This is a genomic window from Burkholderia sp. BE17, from assembly GCF_009362305.1.
Classification (GTDB): domain Bacteria; phylum Pseudomonadota; class Gammaproteobacteria; order Burkholderiales; family Burkholderiaceae; genus Burkholderia; species Burkholderia pyrrocinia_C.
On the sequence record NZ_WHNU01000016.1, the window covers coordinates 1 to 12,472 of the forward strand.

The 12,472-nt window shown below is 69.8% G+C and carries 10 protein-coding genes; 5 read left to right on the forward strand and 5 right to left on the reverse strand.

Going from position 1 to position 12,472, the window contains the following annotated elements; translation table 11 throughout:
- Positions 1-75: 75 nt before the first annotated feature.
- Positions 76-897: an SH3 domain-containing protein gene (locus GD429_RS15430; RefSeq protein WP_152857684.1), complete on the forward strand. Its 822-nt coding sequence runs from the start codon at positions 76-78 to the stop codon at positions 895-897.
- 152 nt (positions 898-1,049) lie between these two features.
- Here the strand turns inward: GD429_RS15430 and ilvD are convergent, their stop codons facing one another.
- From ilvD to GD429_RS15455, 5 genes are all read right to left on the reverse strand, one after another.
- A complete protein-coding gene (gene ilvD / locus GD429_RS15435; RefSeq protein WP_152857685.1) occupies positions 1,050-2,909 on the reverse strand; it encodes a dihydroxy-acid dehydratase in 1,860 nt (619 codons plus the stop codon).
- A gap of 280 nt (positions 2,910-3,189) precedes the next feature.
- The gene (locus tag GD429_RS15440) at positions 3,190-4,212 is read right to left on the reverse strand and encodes an Ldh family oxidoreductase (protein WP_152857686.1); all 1,023 of its coding nucleotides are present in this window, start codon (positions 4,210-4,212) and stop codon (positions 3,190-3,192) included.
- Positions 4,205-5,797 carry an aldehyde dehydrogenase (NADP(+)) gene (locus tag GD429_RS15445; RefSeq protein WP_152857687.1) on the reverse strand — a complete coding sequence of 531 codons (1,593 nt, stop codon included), beginning with the start codon at positions 5,795-5,797 and terminating at the stop codon, positions 4,205-4,207. The genes GD429_RS15440 and GD429_RS15445 overlap by 8 nt, the downstream gene beginning before the upstream one ends.
- 77 nt (positions 5,798-5,874) lie before the next feature.
- On the reverse strand, positions 5,875-7,500 hold the full coding sequence (locus tag GD429_RS15450) for an APC family permease (protein ID WP_152857688.1): 1,626 nt from the start codon (positions 7,498-7,500) through the stop codon (positions 5,875-5,877).
- A 231-nt stretch (positions 7,501-7,731) separates the two neighbouring features.
- On the reverse strand, positions 7,732-8,652 hold the full coding sequence (locus tag GD429_RS15455; RefSeq protein WP_059591384.1) for a dihydrodipicolinate synthase family protein: 921 nt from the start codon (positions 8,650-8,652) through the stop codon (positions 7,732-7,734).
- 251 nt (positions 8,653-8,903) lie between these two features.
- Here GD429_RS15455 and GD429_RS15465 point away from each other — a divergent pair, with 251 nt between their 5' ends.
- From GD429_RS15465 to GD429_RS15480, 4 genes are read left to right on the forward strand one after another with little or no spacing between them, the layout of a single operon-like run.
- Positions 8,904-9,836 carry a 4-hydroxyproline epimerase gene (locus GD429_RS15465; RefSeq protein WP_152857799.1) on the forward strand — a complete coding sequence of 311 codons (933 nt, stop codon included), beginning with the start codon at positions 8,904-8,906 and terminating at the stop codon, positions 9,834-9,836.
- A complete protein-coding gene (locus GD429_RS15470) occupies positions 9,833-10,960 on the forward strand; it encodes an FAD-dependent oxidoreductase (protein WP_321574630.1) in 1,128 nt (375 codons plus the stop codon). The genes GD429_RS15465 and GD429_RS15470 overlap by 4 nt, the downstream gene beginning before the upstream one ends.
- Positions 10,957-11,190: a 2Fe-2S iron-sulfur cluster-binding protein gene (locus GD429_RS15475; RefSeq protein ID WP_006491351.1), complete on the forward strand. Its 234-nt coding sequence runs from the start codon at positions 10,957-10,959 to the stop codon at positions 11,188-11,190. The genes GD429_RS15470 and GD429_RS15475 overlap by 4 nt, the downstream gene beginning before the upstream one ends.
- Positions 11,187-12,455: an FAD/NAD(P)-binding oxidoreductase gene (locus tag GD429_RS15480; protein ID WP_152857689.1), complete on the forward strand. Its 1,269-nt coding sequence runs from the start codon at positions 11,187-11,189 to the stop codon at positions 12,453-12,455. The genes GD429_RS15475 and GD429_RS15480 overlap by 4 nt, the downstream gene beginning before the upstream one ends.
- Positions 12,456-12,472 lie beyond the last annotated feature (17 nt).

Below are 12,472 nucleotides of genomic sequence, written 5' to 3' on the forward strand. Positions count from 1 at the left end.
CATTGGGGTGGCGGCCACTGGGGCGGCGGCCATCGGCACTGACGGGCGCGCGGCGGGGCCGCGCGGGAGAGCATCATGAGGAACACGATTGTTCGAAGTCTGTGCGTCGTCCTGCTTGGCCTCGCGGCCGCGCCGGGCGTCGCCGATGCGCAGAGCAGCGCTTACACGAACTCGCCGGCCGAGTTGTACGCCGGGCCGGCGCCCGATTATCCGGTGGTCGCGCAGATCCCGCCCGACACGGCGCTGGAGGTATTCGGCTGCCTGAGCGACTACTCGTGGTGCGATGTCGCGCTGCCGGGCGTGCGCGGCTGGATCGATGCGCAGCTGCTCGAGTATCCGTACCAGGGCAACTACGTGCCGTTGCTCGAATACGGCGCGATCATCGGTGTCCCGGTGACCGGTTTCGCGATCGGCGCGTACTGGGATCGTCATTACCGGCACCGTCCGTGGTTCCACGACCGCGATCGCTGGGAGCATCGCGCGGAACCGCGGCTCGGCCCCGGCGGGTTCCCGCCGGGACAGGGCCGTCCGCAGCCGGGCGGGCCGAGGCAGGTCGCACCGGGCGGCCCGCCGCAGGGGCAGCATGATGCGCGGCCGTCGGCCACGCGCGGCGGCTGGAACGGCGCGAACCGCACGCCGCCGCCGGCGGCGGCACCTGCGCCCGCACCGATGCCGGGCGCGGCGGGCAATGCTCGTCCGGCAAGCCCGCCGCCGGCCGTATCGCGTCCGTCACCCGCACCGGGCGGTGAAGCCCGTACGATGCCGCCGCCGGTGCGTCAGGGAGGAGGCGGTGGTGGTGGCGGCGGCGGCGGTTACGCGCGGCCGCAAGGTGGCGGAAACGGCGGCGGTAGCCACGGCGGCGGTGGTGGCGTCGGATCCGACGAATTCCGTCGCTGACAGCGCCGGCGCCGCGGTTGCTCCGCGCGCAGGACGAAAAAAAGCCGCTCCGGAGAGCGGCTTCTGGATGGGGCGAGCGGGAGGTTGTGTGGCCCGCGGCCGGATCGGCTACGCGTTGCCGGCTGGCCGCCCGTCGTCGGTAGGCCGCCCCGTCAGTCGTCGAGCAGCGACACGTCGCGCACCGCGCCCTTGTCGGCCGACATGACCAGCTTCGCGTATGCCTTCAGCGCCGCGGACACCTTGCGCGGACGCGGCTGCGCCGGCTTCCAGCCCTTCGCGTTCTGCTCTTCGCGGCGGCGCGCCAGTTCCTCGTCCGATACCAGCACGTCGATCGTGCGGTTCGGGATGTCGATGCGGATCCTGTCGCCGTCGCGCACGAGGCCGATCGCGCCGCCCGCTGCCGCTTCCGGCGAGCAGTGACCGATCGACAGGCCCGACGTGCCGCCCGAGAAGCGGCCGTCCGTCAGCAGCGCGCATGCCTTGCCGAGCCCCTTCGACTTGATGTAGCTGGTCGGGTAGAGCATTTCCTGCATGCCGGGGCCGCCCTTCGGGCCTTCGTAGCGCACGATCACCACGTCGCCCGCCTTGACCTTGTCGTTCAGGATGTTCTCGACCGCTTCGTCCTGCGATTCGGTCACGTGAGCCGAGCCTTCGAACACGAGGATGCTTTCGTCGACGCCGGCCGTCTTCACCACGCAGCCGTCGAGCGCGATGTTGCCCGTCAGCACCGCGAGGCCGCCTTCCTTCGAGAACGCATGCTCGTACGAGCGGATGCAGCCTTCGGCGCGGTCGAGGTCGAGGCTCGGCCAGCGCGTGTTCTGGCTGAACGCGACCTGCGTCGGGATGCCGGCCGGGCCGGCCAGGTAGAACGTGCGGACCGCTTCGTCCTGCGTGCGCACGATGTCCCACTGGTCCAGCGCGTCCTTCAGTGTCGGTGCGTGGATGGTCGGCACGTCGGTGTGCAGCTTGCCGGCGCGCTCGAGCTCGCCGAGGATCGCCATGATGCCGCCTGCGCGGTGCACGTCCTCGATGTGGTACTTGTTCGTGTTCGGCGCGACCTTGCACAGTTGCGGCACGGTGCGCGACAGGCGGTCGATGTCCTTCATCGTGAAGTCGATGCCGGCTTCCTGCGCGATCGCCAGCAGGTGCAGGATCGTATTGGTCGAACCGCCCATCGCGATGTCGAGCGTCATCGCGTTCTCGAACGCCTTGAAGCCGACCGAGCGCGGCAGCACCCGTTCGTCGTCCTGCTCGTAGTGCTGGCGCGTCAGTTCGACGATGCGGCGGCCGGCGCGCTTGAACAGTTGCTCGCGATCGGCGTGCGTCGCGACCACCGTGCCGTTGCCGGGCAGCGACAGGCCGAGCGCTTCGGTCAGGCAGTTCATCGAGTTCGCGGTGAACATGCCCGAGCACGAGCCGCAGGTCGGGCAGGCCGAGCGTTCGACTTCGGCGACGTCGGCGTCCGAATACGACTGGTCGGCCGCGATCACCATCGCGTCGACGAGGTCGAGCTTCTTCAGTTCGACGGTCTTGGTGACCGGGTTCGCGAGGCGCGTCTTGCCGGCTTCCATCGGGCCGCCCGACACGAAGATCACCGGAATGTTCAGGCGCATCGCGGCCATCAGCATCCCCGGCGTGATCTTGTCGCAGTTCGAGATGCACACCATCGCGTCCGCGCAGTGCGCGTTCACCATGTATTCGACCGAGTCGGCGATGATGTCGCGGCTCGGCAGCGAATACAGCATGCCGTCGTGGCCCATCGCGATGCCGTCGTCCACCGCGATCGTGTTGAACTCCTTCGCGACGCCGCCGGCGGCCTCGATCTCGCGCGCGACGAGCTGGCCGAGATCCTTCAGGTGCACGTGCCCGGGCACGAACTGGGTGAACGAGTTGACGACCGCGATGATCGGCTTCGAGAAATCGTCGTCTTTCATGCCGGTGGCGCGCCACAGCGAGCGCGCACCTGCCATGTTGCGGCCGGCGGTGGAGGTTTTGGAACGGTAAGTGGGCATTGTGGTTGCTGAAGAAATATCGCGGAAAAGGGTGGAGGCACGGGAATAAAGGCCTCTCTCGCGCCCGTGCGAACAACCTCTTGAGCTGCGCCCTGGGCAAACCGGGCGATTATCCCACAGCCGCCGGGGGCGTGGCGCCCGCGGGGCCGGCAACCGGCGCGTGCGGCGTGCGCGGCGCGAAACGCGCGAGCGGCTGCGGCATGCCCGCGCGGCCGGTTCGGGAGGCGGCCGGATCGCGCTTTTATCGACGATCCAACCGCGCCACTCCCGCGCTCCGGCATCAGTCGAGCAGCGTCAGGATCTCGTCGTAAAGCGCCTGCGGAATCCGCACGCCGTTCGCGATGCTGCGCGCGCGGGCGTCGAAGCGCCGTTGCGACGGCAACCGCGCGCCTTGCGCGACGATCGACCCGAACATCCGCTCGCCGCGCGCGAGCCCCGCGTCGAGATCGTCGCCGAGGAACACCTTCGGATCGAACGCGATCACGAGCTCGCCGTGGCACGGCGTCGCGCCGACGCCTTCGTCGAAATCCATCGATTCCCGGCTCGTCATGTCGCCGATCAGCGCGCCGCCGAGCAATTCGACCATCGCCGCGAGCGCCGAGCCCTTGTGGCCGCCGAACGTGCGCATCGCACCCTGCAGCGCGGCCTTCGGATCGGTGGTCGGCTGGCCGTCGGCGTCGATCGCCCAGTGCGGCGGAATCGCCTTGCCTTGCTTCGCGTGCAGCTCGATGTCGCCACGCGCGATCGCGCTCGTCGCGAAATCGAACACGAACGGCTCGCCGCCCGGGCGCGGCCACGCGAACGCGATCGGGTTCGTGCCGAACACGGGCTCGCGGCCGCCTTCCGGCGCGACCCAGCTGTGGCTCGGGTTCATCGCGATGCCGACCAGCCCTTCGGCCGCGATCGCCTCGACCTCGGGCCACAGCGCGGAGAAGTGGTAGCAGTGGTTGATCGCCATCGCGGCGATCCCGTGCTGCTTCGCCATCTCGACGAGCACGGGCAGGCCGGTTTCGAAGCTCAGCAGCGAGAAGCCGCGATGCGCGTCGACCGCGACGATCGACGACGACAGCCGGCGCAGCGTCGGCACCGCTTGCGGATCGACCTTGCCCTTCTTCAGCGAACGCACGCAGACGAGCAGCCGGTACACGCCGTGCGAGTGGCATTCGTCGCGCTGGCCCTGCATGATGACATTGGCGATCGCCCGCGCATGCGCATCGGACATCCCGTTGTGCGTCAGCACGCGCAGCGCGAGCGCATGGACTTCATCGAGCGGCAGGACGACTTCGGCGGTTTGCTCAGACATGGTTCACCTCGCGCGGCGCGGGCACGCCGTCGATGCGCTGCGGCACGTTCAGTGGATTGCCGTTGCGGATCGCTTCCGGCAACAGCGCGTCCGGCAGGTCCTGGTACGACACGGGGCGCAGGAAGCGCTCGATCGCGCGTGCGCCGACGGACGTCGTGCGCGTGTCGGACGTCGCCGGGAACGGGCCGCCGTGCACCATCGCGTGGCCGACCTCGACGCCGGTGCCGAAGCCGTTGACGAGAATGCGGCCGGCCTTGCGTTCGAGCGTCGGGCGCAGCGCGGCGAACAGCGCCGCGTCGCCGTCGGCGAGATGTGCGGCGATCGTCAACTGGCCTTCGAGCGACTTCAGCACGCGATGCAGCGTATCGGCGTCCGGGCAGCGCACGATCAGCGAAGCGGGGCCGAATACTTCTTCACGCAGTTCGGGGCGCGCGATGAACGCGTCGGCCGACGTCGCGAACAGCGCCGCGCGGGCCTGGTAGCGACTGCCTTCGACGCCTTCCGCCAGCAATTCGACCGCCTCGTGCCCGCGTAGCGCCGCGACGCCTTGCGCATAGCTTGCGTGGATGTGCGGCGTCAGCATCGTCTGCGCGGCCGCCGCGCGCACGGCATCGGCCGCCGCGGCTTCGAACGCGCGCAGCGCGGGGCCGTCGACCGCGAGCACGAGGCCCGGGTTCGTGCAGAACTGGCCGGCGCCGAGCGTGAGCGATGCGACGAACTGCGGCGCGATGGTGTCGTGACGCGTATCGAGCGCGGCGGGAAACAGCAGCACCGGATTGATCGAGCTCATTTCCGCATAGACGGGAATCGGCTCGGGGCGTGCGGCCGCGATATGCATCAGCGCGACGCCGCCGCGGCGCGAGCCGGTGAAGCCGACGGCCTTGATGCGCGGATCGGCGACGAGTGCCTGGCCGATCTCGCGCGACGCGTCGAACAGCAGCGAGAACACGCCGGCCGGCATTCCGCATTCGCGCGCGGCCTGCTGGATCGCGCGGCCGACGAGTTCCGACGTGCCCGGATGCGCGGAATGCGCCTTGACGATCACCGGGCAGCCGGCCGCGAGCGCCGAGGCCGTATCGCCGCCGGCCACCGAGAACGCGAGCGGGAAGTTCGACGCGCCGAACACGGCGACGGGCCCGACCGCAACGTTGCGCAGGCGCAGGTCGACGCGCGGCAGCGGCTTGCGCTCGGGGCGTGCCGGATCGATCCGCGCGTCGAGAAAACCGCCGTCGCGCACCAGCGATGCGAACAGCGCGAGCTGACCGACCGTGCGGCCGCGTTCGCCTTCGACGCGTGCGCGCGGCAGGCCCGTTTCGGCGACGCAGCGCTCGATCAGGTCGTCTCCGAGCGCCATGATGTGCCTGCCGATCGCGTCGAGAAACGCGGCGCGCGCGTCGAGCGTCGTTTCGCGATACGTGTCGAACGCGTCGTCGGCGAGCGCGCAGGCCGTCTCCAGGTCGTGCAGGCTCGCGCCGCCGAAAGCGGGTTCGAGTGGCTCGCCGGTCGCGGCGGCGATCGCGTGAAGGGTGCCGTTCTGTCCGGCGACGGCGGACTGGCCGATCAGGACCTGACCTGTGAGTTGCATGATTTTCCTCGGAAAAAAACAGGGGCCGGGCGTGGTGCGCCCGGCCGGAGTGATGGTGCGAAAAGGGAGCGGGTGCGTCAGTCCTCGTCGTCGTCGAGCTGCAGCTTGTCGGAACGCACGCCGGTATTCGCGCCCCAGTAATAGATGACGAGCGCGACGGCCGCGACCACGACCGTGTCGTACGGATGCGCGAGCCGGCCCGTGCCGCCGAAGCCGCCGAGATACGACAGCACGATCATCGCGGCGTAGAACGCGATCAGCCACGCGGACGAGCGCACCTGTTCGGCGAGGCTCAGGTGCGCGGTCGGCACCCAGCGGCGGCACGCGAGATAGATGACGAACATCGCGATCTGCAGGCCGAGCAGCCAGGACACCGTGCTCCAGCCCGACCAGTAGACGATCAGCGCGGCGATCACGAACGACGCGGGGCCGGTGATGCCGAACGCACTCGCGCGGAACGGCCGCGGCAGGTCGGGCGCGGTTCGGCGCAATGCGGCGACCGAGACGGGCGCGACCGCATAGCTCAGCACCAGCGCGGCCGACACGATGTTGATCAGCGCTTCCCACGACGGGAACGGCATCGTCCAGAAGATCGCGAGGCCGAACGTGAGCCACAGGCCCGCGCGCGGGATGCCCGACGCTTCGTCGACGCGCGTGAACACCTTGAAGAACGTGCCCGTCTTCGCCCAGCCGTAGACCACGCGCGGCGTCGCGTTCATGTAGATGTTGCCGCAGCCGCTCGGCGAGATCATCGCGTCGGCGACGACCATCACCGCGAGCCAGCCGACGCCGAGCGCGAGCGCGATGTCGCGGTACGGCAGCGTGAATGCCTTGCTGATGTCGTGCCAGCCGCCGGCGAGCATCGCGGTCGGGATGCTGCCGATGAACGCGAGCTGCAGCAGCACGTAGATCAGCGTCGACAGCAGGATCGACAGGATCAGCGCGATCGGGATCGTGCGCTGCGGATTGCGCACCTCGCTCGCGACCGACACGATCGGCGTGAGCCCGAGGTACGCGAAGATGATGCCGCCCGCGGACACGGCCATCTCGATGCCCGGCATGCCGAACGGCGCGAAGCCGTGCACGGTCAGGTTCGCGGGCTTGAAGAACGTGAACAGCACGCCGATCACCGCGAGCGGCACGATGAACTTGAAGATGCTGATGATGTTGTTTGCCTTCGCGAACGTCTTCACGCTCGAATAGTTCAGGTAAAAGAAGAAGCAGAGGAGTGCTGCCTGCACGAACCAGCCGATCGTCGTCGGGTCGCTCGATCCTTCGACGGTGAGGCCCGGAAACCACGCGGCCGCGTACTGGCGCGCGGCGACGACTTCGATCGCGATCAGGCTCGAGAACGCGATCAGCGTGATGAAGCCCATCAGGTAGCCGAGCAGCGGGCCGTGCGAGAACACCGGGTAGCGGACCACGCCGCCCGCGCGCGGCAGCGCGGCGCCGAGTTCGCAGTAGACGATGCCGAGCAGCAGCACCGCGAAGCCGCCGAGCAGCCACGAGAAGATGCCGGCCGGGCCCGCGATCGTCGACACGTGACTCGCGGCGAACAGCCAGCCCGAACCGAAAATGGCGCCGAGACCGATGAACGTGAGATCGGTCAGCGACAACTGTTTCTTGAACTTGCCGTGACCCGCGTCGGGGTGCACGGCACGGGAAAGCGGGACCGACGGGTGAGCGTTGCCTTGGCCTGGCATGGGCTTGTCTCCTGAGGGAATGGCGGTGCAGGCGTCGAGTGCGCCGCGCTCCGACGGAGCCGCGCGCACGCCTGCCGGCCGGCGTCGCCCGGTTCGAACGACCGGGGCGGGCCGCGGGCCGTTCACGCGCGGCGCAGGCGGGCGCCGGGGCGAACGGGCCCGCAGGCCATGCCGGACCGGAGACGGCGGCGCGCAGGGGGGAGGCCCGCGCGCGGCCGCAGGGGAAGTCGATCAGAGACCGACGTCGGGCAGCGCCGGGCGCGTTTCGAGCGCCTTCGCGACGATTGCCTTCACTTCCGCGAGCGTGTCGCCCTGCAGCGCGAGGCGCGGCGGGCGCGTGACCGCGCTGCCGCGGCCGACCAGCTCTTCGCACAGCTTGATGCACTGCACGAGGTCGGGGCGCGCGTCGAGGTGCAGCAGCGGCATGAACCAGCGGTACAGCGCGAGGGCTTCGTCGAAGCGCTTTTGCTTCGCGAGGCGGAACAGCGTCTCGCCTTCCTTCGGGAACGCATTCGACATGCCCGACACCCAACCTTCGGCACCGACCGCGATGCTCTCGACCACGACGTCGTCGAGGCCGGCAAACAGCACGAAGCGATCGCCGACCGCATTGCGCAGGTCGATGAAGCGGCGCGTGTCGCCCGACGAATCCTTGAAGCAGACGATGTTCTCGCAGTCCTGCAGCGCGATCAGCACGTCGGGCGTCACGTCGTTCTTGTAGATCGGCGGGTTGTTGTAGACCATCACCGGCAGGTCGGTGCTCGTCGCGACCGCGCGGAAGTGCGCGGCGGTTTCATGCGGCTTCGCCGAGTAGACCAGCGCGGGCATCACCATCACGCCGTCGACGCCGACGCGCTGCGCTTCGCGCACCGTGTTGCGCGCGAATTCGGTCGTGAATTCGGCGATGCCGGCGATCACCGGAATCTTGCCGCCGGCCGCGTCGCGCGCTGCCTCGATCACCTGGAGCTTCTCGCTCGTCGACAGCGACGTGTTTTCGCCGACCGTGCCGCAGACCACGAGGCCCGACACGCCGTCGTTCACCAGGTTCTTCACCACGCGGTGCGTGGCGTCGATGTCGAGGGAAAAGTCCGGCTTGAACTGGGTGCTGACGGCCGGGAAAACCCCGGTCCACTGAATGGCTTTGCGGCTCACTGAAATCTCCTACGTTCGTATCGGTCGGCCGACAGGTGTGTCGGTGTGGCAACCAGTATCGCCGCGCAAATGCCCATCACGCTTGAGTCGTATCGCGGAGCAAAATGACGAAATCGGCACAGCGGCCGCCCGATGCGCGAAGGGCGCCTCGCACTATGCCGATTTCGTCGTCGTCCTTATCGAAAAGCCACAAGCGGATGGACGCGCGACGGAGGAAGCTATGCTCCTTTCCCCACTTCGGACGGCTCATGATGAAGCGCATCCAGATCATCGATTCGCACACGGGCGGCGAACCCACTCGGCTCGTCGTGTCCGGTTTCCCTTCGCTCGGCAGCGGCACGATGGCCGAGCGGCGCGACGTGCTCGCGCGCGAGCACGATCGTTATCGCACCGCGTGCATCCTCGAGCCGCGCGGCAGCGACGTGCTGGTCGGCGCGCTGCTGTGCGAACCGGTATCGCCCGACGCGGCGGCCGGCGTGATCTTCTTCAACAATAGCGGCTATCTCGGCATGTGCGGGCACGGCACGATCGGCGTCGTGCGCACGCTGCATCACATGGGGCGCATCCGGCCCGGCATTCATCTGATCGAAACGCCCGTCGGCACCGTCGAGGCGACGCTGCACGACGACCTGTCGGTCAGCGTGCGCAACGTACCCGCGTATCGGCACGCGAAGGGTGTCGCGGTCGACGTGCCGGGTTACGGGCCCGTGAAGGGCGACATCGCATGGGGCGGCAACTGGTTCTTCCTGATCAGCGACCACGGGCAGCGCGTCGCCGGCGACAACGTCGCGGCGCTTACCGCGTATGCGTCGGCCGTGCGCGAAGGGATCGAACGCGCGAGCATCACCGGCGCGAACGGCGGCGAGATCGACCATATCGAGCTGTTCGCCGACGATGCCGAGCACGACAGCCGCAGCTTCGTGCTGTGCCCCGGCCTCGCATATGACCGTTCGCCGTGCGGCACCGGTACGAGCGCGAAGCTCGCGTGCCTCGCGGCCGACGGCAAGCTCGCGCCGGGTGCCGTGTGGCGGCAGGCGAGCGTGATCGGCAGCGTGTTCCAGGCCAGCTACGAGCAGGCCGACGGCGGCATCGTGCCGACGATTCGCGGCAGCGCGCACCTGAGCGCGGAAGCGACGCTGCTGATCGAGGAAGACGATCCGTTCGGCTGGGGCATCGTGTCGTGAGCAACGCAAGTACCGACGTCGTCGTGATCGGCGCCGGCATCGTCGGCGCGGCGTGCGCGCACGAACTCGCGCAGCGCGGGCTGCGCGTGCTCGTCGTCGACGACGCGAGCGGCGGCGCGACCGGCGCGGGGATGGGCCACCTCGTCGCGATGGACGACAACGCGGCCGAACTCGCGCTGAGCCATTACTCGATCGAACTGTGGCGCGCGTTGAGCTGCGAGATGCCGGAAGGCTGCGCGTACCGCAACTGCGGCACGTTGTGGCTCGCGGCCGACGCGCACGAAATGGATCTCGCGCGCGCGAAGCAGGCGACGCTTGCCGCGCACGGCGTGGCCGGCGAGCTGATCGACGCGGCGACGCTCGCGCAGCTGGAGCCGATGCTGCGCGCGGGGCTTGGCGGCGCACTGAAGATTCCCGGCGACGCGATCCTCTATGCGCCCGTCACCGCGAACTGGCTGCTGCAGCGCGCCCCGCGCATCACGTTGCGCCGCGACCGGGCCGTTGCGGTCGACGGGCCAAGCGTGACGCTCGCGAGCGGCGACACATTGCGCGCGGAACGCGTGGTCGTCGCGAACGGTGTCGCGGCACGCACGCTGCTGCCCGAACTGCCGCTGCGCCCGAAAAAGGGCCATCTGCTGATCACCGACCGCTATCCGGGCCACGTGTCGCACCAGCTCGTCGAGCTTGGTTATGCGGCGAGTGCGCATGCGAGCGACGGCACGTCGGTCGCGTTCAACGTGCAGCCGCGGCCGACCGGCCAGTTGCTGATCGGCTCGTCGCGCCAGTTCGATACCGAGGACGCGCGCGTCGAGCCGCCCGTGCTCGCGCGGATGCTGCGCCGCGCGGTCGGCTACCTGCCGGATCTGGCCGACCTGAACGGGATCCGCTCATGGACGGGTTTCCGCTCGGCGAGCCCCGACGGCCTGCCGCTGCTCGGCGAGCACCCGGCGCGGCCGGGCGTGTGGCTCGCGGTCGGGCACGAAGGGCTCGGCGTGACGACCGCGCCGGGCAGCGCGCGGCTCGTCGCCGCGCAGATGGCCGGCGAACGGCCGCCCATCGATATCGAACCGTATTTGCCGGGACGCTTCCTGACCGCGTCCCCCGTAGCCGGAGCGCTGACATGATCATTCATCTGGACGGCCGCGCGCTGACGGTGGCCGACGGCGCGACCGTCGCGGCCGCCGTCGCGGCGAGCGGCGACGATATGACGCGCGTGTCGTGCACGGGTGCGGCGCGCGCGCCGTTTTGCGGAATGGGCATCTGCCAGGAGTGCCGGATGACGATCGACGGCCGCCGCCGGCTGGCTTGCCAGACGCTGTGTCGCGATGGAATGCAGGTGGAGCGGACGAGATGAAACAGGAACGACTGAGCGTCGACGTCGCGATCGTCGGCGCCGGCCCGGCCGGGCTGTCGGCGGCGCGGGCCGCCGCAAAAAGCGGCGCAACGGTGGCGATCGTCGACGACAACCCGCGAGCGGGCGGGCAGATCTGGCGGCAAGGCGCAGCGGCCGCGCCGGTTTCGGCCGCCGCCGAACGCCTTGCCGTACTGCGGCAGCCGAACGTCACGCACCTCGCAGCGACGCGCATCGTCGCCGAAACGCAGCCGGGTACGCTGCTGCTCGAGGACGACGAACGCGGCCTGCTGCTCGAGTTCCGGACGCTGATTCTCTGCTGCGGCGCACGCGAACTGCTGCTGCCGTTCCCGGGCTGGACGCTGCCGGGCGTCACCGGCGCGGGCGGCTTGCAGGCGCTGATCAAGTACGGCCTCGACGTGCGCGGGCAGCGCACGGTGATCGCGGGCAGCGGGCCGCTGCTGCTGGCGAGCGCGGCGACAGCGCGTCAGGCCGGCGCGCGCGTGTCGCACGTGCTCGATCAGGCCGCATGGGGCGACGTGGCCGGCTTCGGCGCGGGGCTGTGGCGCTGGCCGTCGAAGCTCGCGCAGGCCGCGAAGCTCGTCACGGCCGCCTATCGGCCGGATGCGCACGTCGTCGAGGCGTTCGGCGACAAGCGGCTCGAACGCGTGCGGATCCGCCACGGCGATCGCGAGTTCGACGTCGACTGCGACCGGCTCGCGTGCGGCTTCGGCCTCGTGCCGAACACCGTGCTGCCGAGCCATCTCGGCTGCCGGATCGAGAACGGCGCGGTGGCGGTCGACGCGCACCAGCGTACGAGCCGCGACGGATACTTCGCGGCCGGCGAGTGTACGGGCGTCGGCGGCAGCGAGCTGGCAATGGTCGAAGGCGAAATCGCCGGTTATGCGGCGACCGGGCAGACGGCGCCGTTGGCCGCGCTCGTCGCGCGGCGCGCGCACTGGCAGACTTTTGCAGATGCGGTACGCGAGCGTTTTGCGATTCGCGAGCCGATCCGCCGGCTGGCGCGGCCCGATACGCTGCTGTGCCGCTGCGAGGACGTGCGCTTCGATGCGGTCGCGCAGGAGCCGGGCTGGACGGCCGCGAAGCTGCAGTCGCGCTGCGGGATGGGCGCGTGTCAGGGCCGCGTTTGCGGTGCGGCCGCGCAGGCGCTGTTCGGCTGGACGCCGCCCGTGCCGCGTACGCCGCTCATACCCGCGCGGGTCGGCACGCTGATGCTGGACGGCACGGCGTCCTGCGACGGCGCGTGAAGCGTCGCAGCGGAGCG